General features: G+C 62.7%; 14 protein-coding genes. 13 read left to right on the top strand and 1 reads right to left on the bottom strand.

The window, feature by feature from the left end; translation table 11 throughout:
• Positions 1 to 60: 60 nt before the first annotated feature.
• From BN1134_RS19845 to tldD, 11 genes are all read left to right on the top strand, one after another.
• Complete coding sequence (locus BN1134_RS19845) at positions 61 to 1,968, top strand: L-type lectin family protein (protein WP_156991870.1); 1,908 nt, start codon at positions 61 to 63, stop codon at positions 1,966 to 1,968.
• Complete coding sequence (locus tag BN1134_RS18985; RefSeq protein WP_052449538.1) at positions 1,952 to 3,796, top strand: DUF6701 domain-containing protein; 1,845 nt, start codon at positions 1,952 to 1,954, stop codon at positions 3,794 to 3,796. The genes BN1134_RS19845 and BN1134_RS18985 overlap by 17 nt, the downstream gene beginning before the upstream one ends.
• A gap of 191 nt (positions 3,797 to 3,987) precedes the next feature.
• A complete protein-coding gene (locus BN1134_RS18225) occupies positions 3,988 to 5,028 on the top strand; it encodes a rod shape-determining protein (protein ID WP_042048939.1) in 1,041 nt (346 codons plus the stop codon).
• Positions 5,029 to 5,151: 123 nt separating this feature from the next.
• The gene (mreC, locus tag BN1134_RS18220; RefSeq protein WP_042048938.1) at positions 5,152 to 6,039 is read left to right on the top strand and encodes a rod shape-determining protein MreC; all 888 of its coding nucleotides are present in this window, start codon (positions 5,152 to 5,154) and stop codon (positions 6,037 to 6,039) included.
• Complete coding sequence (gene mreD, locus BN1134_RS18215) at positions 6,039 to 6,524, top strand: rod shape-determining protein MreD (protein ID WP_042048937.1); 486 nt, start codon at positions 6,039 to 6,041, stop codon at positions 6,522 to 6,524. Before mreC ends, mreD begins: the two co-directional genes overlap by 1 nt.
• Before the next feature lie 2 nt (positions 6,525 to 6,526).
• The gene (locus BN1134_RS18210; protein WP_042048936.1) at positions 6,527 to 7,105 is read left to right on the top strand and encodes a Maf family protein; all 579 of its coding nucleotides are present in this window, start codon (positions 6,527 to 6,529) and stop codon (positions 7,103 to 7,105) included.
• 78 nt (positions 7,106 to 7,183) lie between these two features.
• Positions 7,184 to 8,653 (top strand): ribonuclease G, encoded by a 1,470-nt coding sequence (gene rng / locus BN1134_RS18205; protein ID WP_042048935.1) that lies wholly within the window; start codon positions 7,184 to 7,186, stop codon positions 8,651 to 8,653.
• Positions 8,654 to 12,490, top strand: a complete 3,837-nt coding sequence (locus tag BN1134_RS18200; RefSeq protein ID WP_042048934.1) for a YhdP family protein — start codon at positions 8,654 to 8,656, stop codon at positions 12,488 to 12,490.
• Positions 12,491 to 12,512: 22 nt separating this feature from the next.
• Positions 12,513 to 12,839, top strand: a complete 327-nt coding sequence (locus tag BN1134_RS18195) for a Dabb family protein (RefSeq protein ID WP_042048933.1) — start codon at positions 12,513 to 12,515, stop codon at positions 12,837 to 12,839.
• A 3-nt stretch (positions 12,840 to 12,842) separates the two neighbouring features.
• Positions 12,843 to 13,685, top strand: a complete 843-nt coding sequence (locus BN1134_RS18190) for a carbon-nitrogen hydrolase family protein (protein ID WP_042048932.1) — start codon at positions 12,843 to 12,845, stop codon at positions 13,683 to 13,685.
• Complete coding sequence (gene tldD, locus BN1134_RS18185; RefSeq protein WP_042048931.1) at positions 13,682 to 15,130, top strand: metalloprotease TldD; 1,449 nt, start codon at positions 13,682 to 13,684, stop codon at positions 15,128 to 15,130. The genes BN1134_RS18190 and tldD overlap by 4 nt, the downstream gene beginning before the upstream one ends.
• 30 nt (positions 15,131 to 15,160) lie before the next feature.
• On the opposite strand, the gene BN1134_RS19840 is transcribed toward tldD, so the two are convergent.
• The gene (locus BN1134_RS19840; protein ID WP_156991869.1) at positions 15,161 to 15,427 is read right to left on the bottom strand and encodes a hypothetical protein; all 267 of its coding nucleotides are present in this window, start codon (positions 15,425 to 15,427) and stop codon (positions 15,161 to 15,163) included.
• Between BN1134_RS19840 and hcp1 the strand changes: the two genes are divergently transcribed.
• Positions 15,426 to 15,944, top strand: a complete 519-nt coding sequence (hcp1, locus tag BN1134_RS18180; RefSeq protein ID WP_042048930.1) for a type VI secretion system effector Hcp1 — start codon at positions 15,426 to 15,428, stop codon at positions 15,942 to 15,944. The two genes, BN1134_RS19840 and hcp1, sit on opposite strands and share 2 nt — an antisense overlap.
• A gap of 149 nt (positions 15,945 to 16,093) precedes the next feature.
• Positions 16,094 to 16,747, top strand: a 654-nt coding sequence (tssI, locus tag BN1134_RS18175) for a type VI secretion system tip protein TssI/VgrG (protein ID WP_042048929.1), incomplete at its 3' end; no start/stop codon positions are given.

Below are 16,747 nucleotides of genomic sequence, written 5' to 3'. Positions count from 1 at the left end.
AGGCATCCAGATTTTTGGTCGCTATGGTCAATGGTGGCCGGGTTTTGATGGAGTGAGTTAATGAGATTTTTTTGGTTGTGTCTGGCTGTGTTGCCGCTGCATGTCTTTGCATGGAGCTATGGCAGCACTGTAGATACCAAAACGATATTTCCTGCCGTTGTTCAGGGGCACCATGGTGACAGTGAGTCAGAGTGCTTTAAACTCGACAAGAAAGGATACACGCCACAGCTCGTTCTGGATAATGAGGTCCAGATTAATGGCACTGGGGGAAAGGCCCTAAATTTTTGTGACATCTCTGCCAACCCCAATAAAAAAGAGTATTGCGATGATGGCAAGGGAGGCATGCAGGAGTGTCAAATAACCGGGCATTCGATTCGCGGGTTATTTAATGTTCTGGGTAATGGTGATACGGCCAGTGGTCTCTACCCCTCCTTTAGCGGCGGCTCTGCCACTTGCCCTGGCGATGGCGCGTTAACGCTGGAGCCCGGCGACTACTCTCAAGTGACGGTCAATGACCGCTGTAAACTGACGCTTCCTAATGGGCAGGTCAGGATTAAAACACTGTCATTGAATAACAACCCGGTGCTGATCTTTGGTCGCGGTCATTATTATATCGATACTGTTTCTTCCGGTTCGATTTCTGGGGCTGAGATAAAACTGTCAGGTGGTGACACCTATATATATACCAATAAGAACCTGGCCATTAACAACCAGACAAAAATAAACACGGATAATAATGGTGCACTGGTTTGGATGAGCCATGAAAATTTCACTGTAGGTAACCAAATTACCTTCAATGGCTTTATCTATAGTCAGGAAGTTATCCTGATGGAAAATAATGCGATAGTAAACGGACGTCTGACCGCTCGTCAGCTGAAGATGAATTCGCATGCGACCGTCAATGACAAAGAGCCCCCGGAGCCAGAGCCGGAGCCGAATCCCGAACCGGAATTGACCTGTTTTAGAGATGATTTCTCCGGCTCGCTCAGCGATAACTGGGTCAGCAAGGTCAGTAATGGGAACTTTACCCCTTCGATTGTCAACGGGCGTTTGCGCCTGACGGAGGCGGTGAAAAATCAGGCCACCTCCAGCACCTACCTCTGGCACTTCCCGGCGGCAGAGAACCTGATCACCATCACCTTCAATCATTATGCTTATGGTGGCAATGGGGCTGACGGCATGGCGCTGGTCTTCTCCGATGCGGATGTCTCCCCCTGGCCTGGGGCCTTTGGTGGGCCGCTTGGTTACGGCTTTATCGATGAGAAAAATAACAAGAGAGATGGCTTTGCCGGTGGTTGGCTGGGGATCGGCCTGGATGAGTACGGCAACTTTTCCAAAGAGGGCGGCTCTTCCAACCAGGGTAAACGGCTCCAGCAATCGGTGACCATTCGCGGCTCCGGTAAGGAGCGCTCAGGGTACCGTTACCTGACCGGCACGTGCAGTGACGCGTCGAGAGACAGAACCTGTCTCTCACCCGCTGTCAATAACACTAAGGATGCCAACTATCTCTATGAGATCACCTATGACTCCCGCGATCCCTCCCAGGCCTTGGTCTCGGTCAGACGGGACACGGGCAGTGGCTTTGTGACGCTGGTCGAGCCCTTTGATGTCTTGCGCCAGACCGGCCAGGCGCCGTTGCCGGAGAAGTTTATGATCTCCCTGACCGGCTCAACGGGGGCATCGCACAACATTCACGAGCTCGACAATATCGAGGTGTGCGCACTGGAGTCCTCGTCGGTGGGGACGCTGGTCGATCACTTCGAGCTGGTGCACGGCGGGCAGGGGCTGACCTGTAGCCCGGAGCAGGTGACGATTCGGGCTTGTGCCAACAAGGCCTGTACCGAACTCATCACCGAGCCGGTCACGGTTCATCTGAGCTTGGATAACAACGGCGCCGCCGGTCAGTGGGTGGGCGGGGGCCGATGTCACCTTCACTGGCGGCAGTGTCACGGTGGATCTGCGGGGTAACAAGCCGGGTAACGTCACCATAGGGGTGGCCAGCTCGGAGCCGGGTACCAAGCCGTATAGCGAGACCCTGTGCCGCGCGGCGGGTGGCTCGCCGAGCGCAGACAGTTGCACCCTCACCTTCGCCGACAGCGGTTTTGTGGTGGAGATCCCGGATGGTTATGCCAACGAGCCGCTCAGCGGGCTGCTCAAGGCGGTGAAAAAAGACGATACCTCGCAACGCTGTGTGCCGGGGTTTGCCAATGTCACCAAGAATGTCGCGCTGTCGAGCCGTTATGTCTTGCCGAATGAAAATACATTCGGGAATCAGGTCAGCATCAACGGCAGCGTGGTCGGCAGCTCGCCGGTGACCTTGCCACTGCAATTTAATGCTCAGGGTGAGGCCCCGCTGGCGGTGCGCTATCCCGATGCCGGTCAGGTGCAGATCTCGGCGCGTTACGACGGCACCGGGGTTGAATCCGGGCTGGAGATGGAGAGCCAGGAGGGGGACGGTATCTTTGTCACCCGTCCGGTGGGCCTATGTATCACCACCGAAGACGAGGGCGTGTGTGAGGCTGGTGATGTCAGCTGCAATATCTTCCGCAAAGCGGGCGAGGCCTTCCCCATGACCATCCGTGCCATGGCCTGGGAGAAGGCGGGGGACAACGATATTTGCAGCGGCAATGGCACCACTCCGAACTTCGAGATGGCGAACATTGAGCTGGGGAGTGAAGTGGTGGCCCCGCAAGGGGGGGTCAATGCCGGGGTTGAGCTCAAGAGCTACCACCACCAGCGGGCCGCCGGTTCGCTCCAGCGTATGGATCAGTCTCTGGATGATGTCGGGGTCTTCCGCCTGACCGCCACCCCGAAAGAGACTTACTTTGGTTACACCATCGATCCGGCGCACAGCGAACCGGTCGGGCGTATCGTGCCGTGGGACTTCGCCCTGAGCGAAGCGGAGCTGAACTCGACCTGCGCCAACTTCGTCTACATGAGCCAGCCCTTTAACAGCGCCTTTATCCTGTCTGCGCGCAACAAGATGGGCGGGGTGACCTACAACTACCGGGATGAGTTTGCCAAGAGTGACATCACCCTGGTGGCGGCAAACCAGAAGAGCGGTGAGGATCTCAGCGAGCGGATTGCCATGAGCCCGAGCGATCAGTGGGCCGCCGGCCTCTATCAGGTCAAGAGAGAGGATGGGGAGAAGCTGCTGCTCAACACCCGTTTCGATCGGGGGGATGCCCCGGAAGATCCGCTGATCGCATTGGAGTTTGGGCTGCGCATCGATGATCGTGACGGCGGCCTCTCGCAACTCGTCGATCTGGACATGAACCCGGCACTGACGGGGGATTGTGTGGAGCGGGATGCGTGCGATGCCAAACTCCTGGGCCAGTATGAACTGCGCTATGGCCGCCTCAAGGTGGCGACCGAGCAGGGGGTCGACAGCGAGCCGCTGGCCCTCAAGCAGGAGGTGGAGTTCTACCGCGGTGATTGGCAGCTCAACGAACTGGATTATTGCACCAGCCTCGATCTGAGCGGCTATGAGTTCAGCGACCCGGAGCAGTCGTACCAGGCGGCGAGTCAGAGCCTCACCTTTACCAATGGCAGCATCGGTATCGGGCTGGGGAACAACGCGCCGGGGGCCTCGTTGGCTCAAGTGGCGGCCGGCTTGACCCGACTGCATCTGGGGGCGCCGAAACAGCCATTGCGGGTGCCCTACAAGGTGGATCTGTCGCAGCAACCGGATCAACCGCTGTGGCTGTCGGATCCTGACACACTCGAGGGGGTCGCCATCTTTGGTAACAGCCGTGGCAACGATCGCATCATCTATCGCCGCGAGTCGTTCCGCTAGTCTGCGCGCACAGGCAACGCCTTTGCCGTCAGGAAGTTAAGACGGGAGCTGTGCTCTGCAGTGAGTGATGACTAGCATAAATTGTCGCGCAAGGGGAGCTTGACTCCCCTTGCGCCCTTGCTCATCGGGATGGGCATTGGTAAAGTGTGCCGGTTTTATGCTCTTCCCAATTCTTAGGATTTCCCGTAGCCATGTTCAAAAAGCTCAGAGGCGTTTTTTCCAATGATCTGTCGATCGATCTGGGAACTGCCAACACCCTGATCTACGTAAAAGATCAGGGGATCGTCCTCAACGAACCCTCCGTTGTCGCCATTCGCCAAGAGCGCGGGAACGCCAAGTCTGTTGCCGCCGTCGGTCATGCCGCCAAGCAGATGCTGGGGCGTACCCCGGGCAACATCTCCGCCATCCGTCCGATGAAGGACGGGGTGATTGCCGATTTCTACGTGACCGAGAAGATGCTGCAGCACTTCATCAAGCAGGTTCACGACAACAACTTCTTCCGCCCCAGCCCGCGTGTGCTGGTGTGCGTGCCGTGCGGCTCGACCCAGGTTGAGCGTCGCGCCATCAAGGAGTCGGCCCTCGGCGCCGGCGCCCGTGAGGTGTACCTCATCGACGAACCCATGGCCGCTGCCATCGGTGCCGGCCTGCCGGTCTCCGAAGCGACCGGCTCCATGGTGGTCGATATCGGTGGCGGTACTACAGAGGTGGCCATCATCTCCTTGAACGGCGTGGTCTACTCCCAGTCCGTGCGTATCGGCGGCGACAAGTTCGATGAAGCCATCATCAATTACGTGCGCCGTAACTACGGCAGCCTGATTGGTGAGGCCACCGCCGAGCGTATCAAGCACGAGATCGGCTCTGCCTATCCGGGCGAAGAGGTGCGTGAGATTGAAGTGCGCGGCCGTAACCTGGCCGAAGGGGTGCCGCGTAGCTTCACCCTGAACTCCAACGAGATCCTGGAAGCGCTGCAAGAGCCGCTCTCCGGCATCGTCTCCGCCGTCATGGTGGCGCTGGAGCAGTCTCCGCCCGAGCTGGCATCCGACATCTCCGAGCGCGGCATGGTGCTGACCGGTGGTGGCGCGCTGCTGCGTGACCTGGATCGTCTGCTGATGGAAGAGACCGGCATCCCCGTGGTGGTCGCCGAGGACCCACTGACCTGCGTCGCCCGTGGTGGCGGCAAGGCACTGGAGCTCATCGACATGCACGGCGGCGACCTGTTCCACTACGAGTAACAGAAATGGAGCCGGCGCCTGCCGGCTCTTTTTTGTGACTTTATCAGCCAGGCGCCTGCTGCCCTACGGCGACGTGTTATGGTTGCGTCCTAGACCCATGGCAACAGGCCCCAGTAACGACTTATGAAACCGATATTTGGCCGAGGCCCATCGCTCCAGCTACGGCTGTTCCTGGCAGTCGTCATCTCCATCGCCGCCATCGTGGCCGATTCCCGTTTTCACGCCTTCGAACAGGTGCGCGTCTACCTCGGCTCCTTGGTCAGTCCGCTGCAATACCTTGCCAATGCCCCCGGCACGCTGCTCGACTCCATGTCCGATCAGGTGCAGACCCGCTCCGATCTCATCGAACAGACCAAGCAGCAGGAGCAGCAGCTGTTTACCCTGCGTACCCGTCTGTTGCAGATGGAGCATCTGGAGCACGAGAACCAGCGCCTGCGCGAGTTGCTCGGTTCGCCGGTGCAAAAAGAGTCGCGCAAGATGGTGGCCGAACTCATCTCGGTCGACTCCGACCCCTTTAGCCATCAGATCCTGATCAACAAGGGGGCGCTCGACGGCGTCTACAACGGCCAGCCGGTGATCAACGATCAGGGGGTCATCGGTCAGGTGCTGCACGTGGGCTCCACCACCAGTCGGGTGCTGCTCATCACCGACTCCAGCCACGGGCTGCCGGTGCGGGTGCTGCGCAACGATCTGCGCGCCATCGCCACCGGTAGCGGTGAGCTGGACAAGCTGGAGCTGCGCAACCTGCCGCGCAATACCGACATCCAGGTCGGCGATCTGCTGGTCACCTCGGGCCTCGGGGGGCGCTTCCCGGAAGGCTACCCGGTGGCGACCGTCACCCGCTCTGATTACATCGAGGGCAAGCCGTTCGCCCAGGTCGAGGCCAAGCCGCTGGTGCCGCTCGACCGACTGCGCTACATGCTGCTGCTGTGGACTGACAAGCGCCCCGATATGCATGACGACGAGGCTGCCGCTTCCTCTGGCGCCGCCGCGAGTCCGGAGAAGCCCTGATGCTGCAACCTGCAAGTGGCCGGATCTGGGTCTGGCTGTCGATCCTGCTGGCCCTGAGCCTCTCCATTTTGCCGCTGCCAATCCAGTTCTCGCCGTTTCGCCCGGACTGGCTGGCCATGGTGCTGGTGTACTGGGCGCTGGCCCTGCCGCACCGGGCCAACGTGGGCAGTGCCTGGGTCGCCGGTCTGCTGCTCGACGTGCTGCTTGGCAGCACGCTCGGGGTGCGTGCCATGGCCATGGCCATCATGGTCTATCTGGCGGCGTTCCAGTGCCAGAAGATCCGCAATTTCTCGGTCTGGCAGCAGGCGATCATCATGGGCGCCCTGACCATGGTGGGGAAGATCACTGTGTTCTGGGCCGAGCATCTGTTTAGCCGTGCCAACCTCAATTTCGTCTATTTCTGGTCGACCCTGTCCACCATGTTGATGTGGCCTTGGGTCTTTCTGGTCTTGCGTCAACTGCGCCGACGCTTCAATATCAAGTAGTTATGGCAAATTCGACTCAACTCTATCTGGCCTCCGCCTCACCGCGCCGGCGTGAACTGCTGACCCAGCTGGGCTACCGCTTCGAGGTGCTTAAGCTCGAGGTGCCCGAGCAGCGCCAAAGCGGCGAGAAACCGCAGGACTATGTCTGCCGGCTGGCCCGCGACAAGGCGCTGGCGGGCGCGGCGATCGCCCCCGCGGCCCTGCCCGTGCTGGGCGCCGACACCATAGTGGTGCTCGGCGATCGGGTGCTGGAGAAACCCTCCGATCTGCTCGATGCCAAAGACATGCTCGAAGCCCTCTCCGGCCGCGTGCATCAGGTGATGACGGCGGTGGCGTTGGCCAGTGCCGGGCGCTGCGATGTGCGGCTGGTGACCACCAATGTGGCGTTTCGCAAGCTCGACGAGGCCGAGATCGAGGCCTACTGGCAGACCGGTGAGCCGTGTGACAAGGCCGGCGCCTACGGTATTCAAGGGATTGCCGGCAAGTTCGTCAGCCGTATCGAGGGGAGCTACAGCGCCGTGGTCGGCCTGCCCCTGCTGGAGACGGACCTGTTGATCAGAAGTATTCTGGAACAGCGCTGAAGTCGGTTCGTGGCTCCCTGTGCGGGCGCGGCTGCGCTGTTCCTCTTCAAGCCTTTACACATCAGGAAGCAGTGACCTATGCCCGTAGAACTGTTGATTAACGTCACCCCGTCCGAGACCCGGGTCGCCCTGGTCGAGAACGGCCAGTTGCAGGAAGTCCACGTGGAGCGCCAGGCTCGGCGTGGCATCGTTGGCAACATCTACAAGGGCAAGATCAGCCGGGTGCTGCCCGGCATGCAGGCCGCCTTCGTCGATATCGGTATGGACAAGGCCGCCTTCCTGCACGCCTCCGACATAGTCCCGCACACTGAGTGCGTGGCGATCAAGGAGAAAGAGCAGTTCCAGGCCGGCAACATCGCCGAGCTGGTGCGCCAGGGGCAGGACATCATGGTGCAGGTGGTCAAAGATCCGCTCGGTACCAAGGGGGCCCGCCTCACCACCGATCTCACCCTGCCCTCCCGTTATCTGGTGTTCATGCCGGGCAGCGCCCACGTCGGCGTCTCTCAGCGCATCGAGTCGGAAGCCGAGCGCGAGCGCCTCAAGAGCGTGGTGAGCAGCTATGTGGACGAGCTGGGGGGCTTCATCATCCGCACCGCCGCCGAAGGGGTGGGGGAGCAGGAGCTGGAGCAGGACGCGGCCTTCTTGAAGCGGCTGTGGCGCAAGATCCTCGAGCGTAAGCAGAAGTACCCGCCGTGCCGGGTCATCTATGAAGATCCCAGTCTGGCGTTTCGGGTGGTGCGCGACTTCGTCGGGGCCGAGCTGGACAAGATCCGGGTCGATTCACGCCAGAGCTTTGAATCCCTCAAGCGCTTTTGCGAAGAGTACGTGCCGGAGCTGGCCAACAAGGTGGAGTACTACTCCGGCGAGTCGCCCATCTTCGATCTCTATGACGTGGAGAACGAGATCCAGCGCGCCCTGGAGCGCAAGGTGGAGCTCAAATCCGGTGGCTACCTCATCATCGATCAGACCGAGGCGATGACCACGGTGGACATCAACACCGGCGCCTTCGTCGGCCACCGCAATCTGGAAGAGACCATCTTCAACACCAACGTCGAGGCGACGGCGGCCATTGCCCGCCATCTGCGGCTGCGCAACCTCGGCGGCATCATCATCATCGATTTCATCGACATGCAGTCGGAAGATCACCGCCGCCGGGTGCTGCACAGCCTGGAGCTGGCGCTGGCCAAAGACAGGGCCAAGACCAACGTCAACGGCTTCTCCCAGCTCGGGCTGGTGGAGATGACCCGCAAGCGCACCCGCGAGAGCCTCGAACACGTGCTCTGCTCCGAGTGCCCCGAGTGCCAGGGGCGCGGCCGGGTCAAGACGGTCGAGTCGGTCTGCTACGAGATCCTGCGCGAGATCATCCGGGTCAACCGCGCCTACGACGCGGATCAGTTCACCGTCTATGCCGCACCGGCCGTGGCCGAGTTCCTGCGCGGCGAGGAGTCGCACAGCCTGGCCGAGCTGGAGGTGTTCATCGGCAAGCAGGTGCGGGTGGTCAGCGAACCGCTCTACAGTCAGGAGCAGTTCGACGTGGTGATGATGTAAGTGGTTCACCGCTGGTTGAGCCGGGCCTGGCTGGCCTTTGGCGTCACGTTGGTGCTGCTGGCCCTCGGGGTCAGCGCAGTGCGCCTTGGTGGCCCTCTGCTCAACCAGCATCGTCAGGCCCTGCTCGACAGCCTGCTTGGTCAGGAGCTCGGCGCCAGCGTCGAGCATATCGGTCTGGCCTGGGTCGACCGTGGCCCGGCCCTCTCTCTCTCTGGTCTGCGCGTTGCCCCGCAAGGGGGGCGCTTCGATCTGCGCCTGGGTGAAGCCTATGTCCGGCTCGATCCCTGGCGCAGCCTGCGCGAGCGCAGCGCCATCTTCAGCCGGCTGCGTTTGAGCCGGCTCGATCTGGCCCTCGATCTCAGCCGCCCGGCCACGCAGGAGCGTGACGAGCAGCAGATCGACGCCCTGCTCGAGATCCTGCTCGGCCGCTTCAGCCGCTTCTCACTGCACGACAGCCGGGTGCGCCTCAAGACGCCCCTTGGCGATCTCACCACCCTCAGCATCGCCGAACTGGGCTGGCAGAATCGCGGTCGCCACCATCAGGGGGTCGGCAAGGCCTACCTGGTGGAGGGGATGGACGAGAGTACGCTCGATCTCATCATCAATCTCGAAGGGCGCTCGCGCCGGCTGGCCGATCTCTCTGGCCATCTCTATCTGGCGGCCAGCCGTCTCGACGTCGGGCCGCTGCTCTCGCGCATCCATGCCGGTGAGCCGCAGCTGGCGGGCCGGCTCGATTTCCAGTTGTGGAGCGAGTTCAAGGGGCGTCAGTGGGGGGAGAGCCTGCTGCGCTTTGGCAATAACTACCTGATTTGGAAAGAGCAGGGTGAGCTGCACCGGCTTGGCCTCGACGGCGGCCAGATCCAGTTGCGCCGGGACGGGGCCAACTGGCAGTTGGCAAGTTACAACCTGCAACTCAAGCTCGACGAGCGCCCCTGGCTCAAGAGCCAGTTGCAGCTCGAGCGCCGTGCGGGGCGCATCACCGGCCTCATCCCCAAGCTGGAGCTGGGTAAGCTGGCTCAGCTCGGCCAGCTGGTCTCCGGCCTCTATCCCGAGGTGGCCGAGGGGCTGGCCAAGAGCCGCCCGCGTGGCCAGCTCGACGATCTGCTGCTGACGGCGCAGGGCGACTGGAGCGGGTTGCAGGTGAGCGGCCGCTTCGATCGCATCGGCCTCGATCACTGGCAGTGGCTGCCCGGCATGCAGGCGCTCAATGGCCGCTTCTGGCTGACTCCCGAGGGGGGCAGCGTCGAGCTGGCGCTCGATAAGGATCGCATCGACACTGGGGAGCACTTCAAGCAGCCGATCCCGGTCGATCGATTGCGCGGTCGCCTCGATTGGTGGCGCGAGAACGACGCCTGGACCCTCTACGGGCAGGATGTGGCGCTTAGCAACGCCGATCTCAGCCTCTCCACCCGTTTTCGCCTCGACTTAGGGGAGCGCCCCTTCCTGGCCCTGACCGGTTCGGTCGATCTGTATAACGCCGGCCATGCGGATCGCTACTACCCGTTGCAGGCGATGGGGACGCCGTTGGTGGCCTACCTGAGCGGCGCCCTCAAGGGGGGGCAGGCCAAGGGGGCTAGCCTGCTCTGGTATGGCGCACTGCACGATTTCCCCTATGCCGGCGGCGAGGGGATCTTCCAGGCGGCGGTGCCGCTTGAGAAGGCGACCTTCCAGTTCGATCCCGGTTGGCAACCGCTCACCGACCTGCAACTCGATCTCTTGTTCCAGAACGCCTCCCTCGACATGCAGAGCCGCTCGGCCCGCCTCGGCAAGGCGCAGGGGGAGCAGATCCACGCTCTCATCCCCGAGTTGACGCCCGGCGCCCACCTCTACATCGCCGCCAAGGTGAAGGGGGAGGGGCGTGAGGTGAGCGACTATCTCATCGATTCGCCGCTGCACGGCTCGGTGGGCAAGGCGTTGCAGGAGTTGCAGGTGGGCGGCCCGTTGGCCGGTACCTTGGGGCTCGACATTCCGCTCGACGGTGGCAGTGAGGTGAAGGTGGGGGGGCAGGTCGCGTTTGAGCAGAGCCGGCTGCTGGTCTCCTCCCTCTCGCTGCCGCTCGATGGGGTGAGCGGGGTGCTCGACTTTGACAACGAAAAGACCGGCTTCAAGGGGCTCAAGGCCCGCCTCTACGGCAACCCGGTCACCCTCGACTATGCGGGGGAGGTGCGTCCCGATGGCTATCAGGTGGCCCTGAAGATGGACGGGGAGTGGGATTCCAAACGTGCCACCCTCAAGGCGCCGGGTCTTGAGACCTTGCAGGGCCGCTCCCGCTGGAGCGGCAAGCTGGATCTCTCCTTGCCGAGCGAGCGCCCCTTCTCGTTCACCGCCGATCTCTCCTCGGATCTGCGCGGCATGGCGCTCGACCTGCCGGCACCGCTGAGCAAGGTGGCCGAGCGCTCGCTGCCGCTGCGGATCACCGCCCGTGCCGAGCGCGGCAGCGCCGATATTCGCGCTGTGCTCGGTATGGATATCGATCTGGCGACCCGGCTGGTCTATGGGGATGGGCCGGCCCGCTTGTCACGGCTGCGGGCCGACATCGGTCAGCCCGGCACCCGGATTATCCGCGATGCCCCCATGCTGCTCACCATCAGCCAGAACGAGGCCGATGTGGGGGCCTGGCTGGGACGCCTGGCCGACTGGTTGCCGCCCCGTGCCGACGACACGCCGGCGCTCAAGGGGCCGGCCTTCTGGCCCTCCCCATGGGGCGTCGATGGTCAGATCAACCAGGCCCGCATGGGCTCGGCCACCCTCAAGGCGCTGCACTTCAGCGTGGGGGCGGCGCGCCAGGGGACCGAAGTCTTGCTGGAGGGGCCGCAGGTGCTCGGCGTGGTGCGCATTCCCTATCAGCGCGCGCGTCCCATCGAGGCCCAGTTCGGTCGCCTGCACTGGCCCGGCTCGAGCGATGATTTCAAGGGAACCCCGGATGGCTCGCAGGAGCTGGCGCTGCTGCACGCCATGCCGTGGCTGAAGGTGAGCTGCGCCGATTGCCGTTTCGGGGATCTGCCACTCGGCCAGGTGAGCGGCGAGCTCAAACCGGGAGCCAACCGGGTGGAGCTGGCTGACTTCAAGTCCGAGCTGGGGGGCTCGACCCTCACCGGCAAGGCGCTGTGGCGCGCCGATGGCAACCGCATGCAGAGCCGCATGGAGGGGCGCCTCAAGAGCAACAACAGCGAGCTGCTGCTGCGCCGCTTTGGTTACAGCTCGCCGATCAGCGATGCGCCGGCCGATATCGCCCTCAATCTGGGCTGGCAGGATGTGCCGTGGCGCCCGCACCTGGCGACCCTCTCGGGCAATGGCCAGTTCCACTTTGACGGCGGCACGGTGCGCGAGGTCAACGACCGCGGCGCGCGCATCCTCTCGTTCCTCAGCTTCGACTCGCTGGTGCGCAAGCTTAAACTCGATTTTCGCGATGTGTTTGACAAGGGGCTCTACTTTGAGGCGATGGACGGAACCCTCAAGATTGAGCGCGGGGTGATCGACAACCGCGACTTCTTCATGAAGGGGGCCGCCGGTAACCTGCGCGGTGAGGGGATTGCCGATCTGGTGCGCTGGGATCTCGACTACCAGCTCAGCTTCTCGCCCAACTTGGGGGGCACCCTGCCGGTGGTGGCCGCTTTCTCCCTGACCCCCATCACAGGGCTCTATGTGTTTGCCCTCTCTAAGCTGCTCGAGCCGGTGGTGGATGTGGTGACCCGCATCGATTTTCGTATCGAGGGGCCACTCGACAACCCTCATCTGAGCGAGGCCGGCCGCGACCGGGCTCGGCTCAAGCTCAATGCCGAGCAGCGCAAGGCGGTCAAGTCGGCCGCACCGCTGGCGGCGCCGAGCCAACCCTGATCCCGCGCACAAGGAGGTAACGATGATCCGCCAGATCCTGCTCATCGAGTTTGCCCCGGCGACCCAGAGCGCCGAGGTGGCGGCGCTGCGAAGCGCCTTTCTGGCCTTGCCGCGCCAGGTGCCGGGCGTGCTGTCCGTGGAGTGTGGCATCGGTGATCGGCCGCAGGAGCAGGGGTTCAGCCACAGCGTGCTGCTGACCTTTGCCGACGAGGCGGCGCGGCAACGCTGCCTGAATCATCCGGATCGGCTGGCCCTTGAGGCGCAGCTCTCCCGCTGCACCTCTCGCCTCGCCGTGTTCGACTATACCCTCTACCCCGATGATCGGGTCGGGACGGAGCAAGGAGGCTGAGTCATGTGGTTATGTGCATTGCAACTGGTGTCGGGGCGCGACTGGGCGGGCAACCGAGCCCGCATCGCCGAGCTGCTCGCCACCTTGCCGGCGGAGCGCCCGCTGTTGGTGCTGCTGCCGGAGAACTTCGCCCTGTTTGGGGAGCGACAGGGTTACGCCGACGGCGCCGAAGCGCTCGGCGAGGGGCCGATCCAGACCCAGCTCGCCGCCTGGGCGCGCCACTACGGGATCTGGCTGGTGGCCGGCGCCATGCCGACTCGCATCGAGGGGGAGGCGCGCATCCATACCAGCTCACTGGTGTTTGATCCCGAGGGGCGCTGCCAGGGGCACTATCACAAGATCCACCTGTTCGATGTGGACGTGGCCGACGGCCAGGGACGCTATCGCGAGTCGGAGACCTTCAGCCCCGGAGAGAGGCCGGTCACCGTCCCTTCGCCATTCGGGACGCTGGGGCTTTCCATCTGTTATGATCTGCGCTTTCCCGAACTGTATCGCACTCTGGTCGCCCACGGCGCCCGCGTCCTGCTGGTGCCCGCCGCCTTTACTCGGGTGACCGGCGCCGCCCACTGGGAGGCCCTGCTGCGTGCCCGCGCCATCGAGAACCAGTGCTGGGTGGTGGCGGCCAATCAGGGCGGCGATCACGAGACCGGCCGCGAGACCTTTGGCCACAGCATGATCGTTGACCCCTGGGGGGCCATCGTCGCCTGCCAGCGTGCCGGGGCGGGGCTGGTGAGTGCCCGCTTTGACCCCGAACAGGCTCCAACCCTGGCCGGGCGCATGCCAGTGCTGCGCCATGCCCGCCTGATGAATCTGAACGCCGCTCACGGCGATGGAGAACAAGATTGAGTCTACTTGAGCAGGTCAGCGCCTCGCTGCTGGCCCCCCACGATCTCGACCCGGCCCGTCTCGAGGGGCTGCTCGGCAGCCTGATGAGCCATCGGATCGACTTTGGCGATCTCTACTTCCAGCGCAGCTGGCACGAGTCGTGGATGCTGGAGGACGGCATCGTCAAGGATGGCAGCTACAACATCGATCAAGGGGTCGGGGTGCGGGCGGTGAGCGGCGAGAAGACCGGCTTTGCTTACACCGATGAGCTGAGCCTGACGGCGCTGCGCCAGTCTGTGGTGGCGGCCCGCGGCATTGCGACCAGCGGGGGTGAGGGTCAGGTGCAGGCGTGGCGGCGCGGTGAATCCGGGCTGTTCTATCCGGCCATGGACCCGCTTGAGAGCCTCAGCAAGCAGCAGAAGATCGCGCTGCTCGAGCAGATGGATCGCTTCGCCCGCACCCTTGATCCGGCGGTCAGCCAGGTGATGGCCTCCATCAGCGGGGTCTATGAAGAGGTGCTGGTGGCCGCCAGTGACGGCACCCTGGCCGCCGATATCCGCCCTCTGGTGCGCCTGTCGGTGACCGTGCTGGCCGAGCGCAATGGCCGCCGCGAGCGCGGCAGCGCCGGCGGTGGCGGGCGCTTTGGCTATGAGTGGTTCCTCGAATCCGAGGGGGAGGAGAGCCGGGCCCTTGGCTATGTGCGCGAGGCGGTGCGGCAGGCGCTGGTCAACCTCGAGGCGATCGACGCGCCGGCCGGCACCATGCCGGTGGTGCTCGGTGCTGGCTGGCCCGGTGTGCTGCTGCATGAGGCGGTCGGCCACGGTCTGGAAGGGGACTTCAACCGCAAGGGCTCCTCGGCCTATGCCGGGCGTATCGGCGAGCGGGTGGCCTCGAGCCTGTGCACCATCGTCGATGACGGCACCCTGAGCGGGCGCCGTGGCTCGGTCTCCATCGATGACGAAGGCACGCCGGGTGGCTACAACGTCTTGATTGAAAACGGCATTTTGAAAGGCTATCTGCAAGACAAGCAAAATGCCCGCCTGATGGGCGTGCCGCTGACCGGCAATGGCCGACGCGAGTCGTACGCCAGCCTGCCGATGCCGCGCATGACCAACACCTACATGCTGGCTGGCGAGTCGGATCCGCAGGAGATCATCGCCTCGGTCAAGCGCGGCATCTATGCCCCCAACTTTGGCGGCGGCCAGGTGGACATTACCTCCGGCAAGTTTGTCTTCTCCGCCTCCGAGGCCTACCTCATCGAGGATGGCAAGATCACCGCTCCTATCAAGGGGGCGACCCTGATCGGCAACGGCCCCGAGGCAATGAGCCAGGTCTCGATGGTCGGCAACGATCTGCAACTCGATCGCGGAGTCGGGGTGTGCGGCAAGGAGGGGCAGAGCGTGCCGGTCGGGGTGGGTCAGCCCACCCTCAAGCTCGACCGCCTCACGGTCGGCGGCACCCAATAAGGATCATCCCCGGCTTGTCCGGGGATTTTTCTATCCACAGCCAGCACAATCAGTGAAACCTACTGATTGGCGCAACTTATTGCGCAAATAATAGTGATTGTGACCAGTTGGGCGGTTTTTGCTGGCGATATGGCCTGATCTGCGCAATATCTTGCGCTGCTCGCGCAGAGGGATTTTGGTGTAAATTTTTAACTTGTTGTTTTTTAAGATAAAAATTTTTTGGTGATAGTTTGGCATGGTTGCTGCCTTCTGGTACGGGTGAGTGTCATAACCGTTCAACCAATAGGAGCAATCCATGCCAACTCCGTGTTATATCAGCATCGAAGGTAAGACCCAAGGCAATATCACTGCGGGTGCCTTCACCTCCGAGTCCGTCGGCAACATCTTCGTGCAGGGTCACGAAGACGAGATGCTGGTACAAGAATTCAACCACGTGGTCACCGTACCGACCGACCCGCAATCCGGTCAGCCGTCCGGCCAGCGTGTGCACAAGCCGTTCAAGTTCACCGTGGCCCTGAACAAGGCCGTACCGCTCATGTACAACTCCCTGGCGTCCGGTGAGATGCTGCCGAAGGTGACCCTGAAGTGGTACCGCACCTCCGTGGAAGGCAAGCAGGAGCACTTCTTCAGCACCGTGCTGACCGATGCCACCATCGTCGACATCGACTGCCAGATGCCGCACTGCCAAGATCCGGCCAAGGCTGACTTCACCCAGCTGATCCAGGTCTCCATGGCTTATCGCAAGATTGACTGGGAGCACACCGTGGCTGGCACCTCTGGCGCCGACGACTGGCGTGCGCCGATCGAGGCCTGATCCTCGGTTCCCACTGTTGATAGTGGATATAGTGCATCGGGCCTGAAGGGCCCGTTTCTCCGGCGTGGCAAGCGCCGCGCCGGAGCTTTTATGCTTTGCCATTCCTCTGCGAGCGGTGAAATGGCAAAGCACAAAGGAGCCTTGCCACCATGGCCAACCAGACCGGACTTCAGTTCACCGTCAAGGTGGGCTCGCTTCCCGACACCACCTTCGCCGTCGCCGCCTTTGACCTTGAAGAGGGGCTCAACACCCCCTTTACCCTGACCCTGGAGCTAGCCAGCCAGCAGAGCGACATCGACTTTGCCGCCGTGCTCGATCAGCCGTGCGAGCTGCTGGTGTGGTACCACGGCGAGCTGCAACGGCGGGTGTGCGGGGTGGTGAGCCAGTTCGCCCAAGGGGACAGCGGCTTTCGCCGCACCCGCTACGTGGCCGAGGTCAAACCGGCCCTGTGGCGATTGGGCCTGCGCCACAACGCCCGCATCTTCCAAAGCCTGAGTCCGCAGGAGATCATCAGCATCCTGCTGCAAGAGGCGGGCATCACCGACTACGCCTTCGCTCTCAAGAATGAGCACGCCCAGCGCGAGTATTGCGTCCAGTATCGCGAGACCGACCTTGATTTCGTTAACCGTCTTGCTGCCGAAGAGGGGCTGTTCTACTTTCACGAGTTTGAAGCCGGCCAGCATCGCATCGTGTTTGCCGATGACGCCGCAGCGCTGAGCGCCGGGCCCGAGCTGTTTTTCAACCTCGCCAACCAAGGGCTCTCTCAGGGCGCCTTTGTGCGCCAGTTTCGCTATCGCGAATCG

It is taken from the genome of Aeromonas simiae (assembly GCF_000820125.1).
Classification (GTDB): Bacteria; Pseudomonadota; Gammaproteobacteria; order Enterobacterales; family Aeromonadaceae; genus Aeromonas; species Aeromonas simiae.
The sequence above is the reverse complement of the archived record's forward strand: the minus strand, read 5'-3'. Positions and strand labels throughout refer to the sequence as shown.

What these genes read in the sequence shown, in the direction of transcription:
- BN1134_RS19845 (WP_156991870.1), top strand. Translation starts at nt 61, where the DNA reads ATGAGATTTTTTTGGTTGTGTCTGGCTGTGTTGCCGCTGCATGTCTTT.
- BN1134_RS18225 (WP_042048939.1), top strand. Translation starts at nt 3,988, where the DNA reads ATGTTCAAAAAGCTCAGAGGCGTTTTTTCCAATGATCTGTCGATCGAT.
- mreC (WP_042048938.1), top strand. Translation starts at nt 5,152, where the DNA reads ATGAAACCGATATTTGGCCGAGGCCCATCGCTCCAGCTACGGCTGTTC.
- mreD (WP_042048937.1), top strand. Translation starts at nt 6,039, where the DNA reads ATGCTGCAACCTGCAAGTGGCCGGATCTGGGTCTGGCTGTCGATCCTG.
- BN1134_RS18210 (WP_042048936.1), top strand. Translation starts at nt 6,527, where the DNA reads ATGGCAAATTCGACTCAACTCTATCTGGCCTCCGCCTCACCGCGCCGG.
- rng (WP_042048935.1), top strand. Translation starts at nt 7,184, where the DNA reads ATGCCCGTAGAACTGTTGATTAACGTCACCCCGTCCGAGACCCGGGTC.
- BN1134_RS18195 (WP_042048933.1), top strand. Translation starts at nt 12,513, where the DNA reads ATGATCCGCCAGATCCTGCTCATCGAGTTTGCCCCGGCGACCCAGAGC.
- BN1134_RS18190 (WP_042048932.1), top strand. Translation starts at nt 12,843, where the DNA reads ATGTGGTTATGTGCATTGCAACTGGTGTCGGGGCGCGACTGGGCGGGC.
- hcp1 (WP_042048930.1), top strand. Translation starts at nt 15,426, where the DNA reads ATGCCAACTCCGTGTTATATCAGCATCGAAGGTAAGACCCAAGGCAAT.
- BN1134_RS19840 (WP_156991869.1), bottom strand. Translation starts at nt 15,427, where the DNA reads ATGGATTGCTCCTATTGGTTGAACGGTTATGACACTCACCCGTACCAG.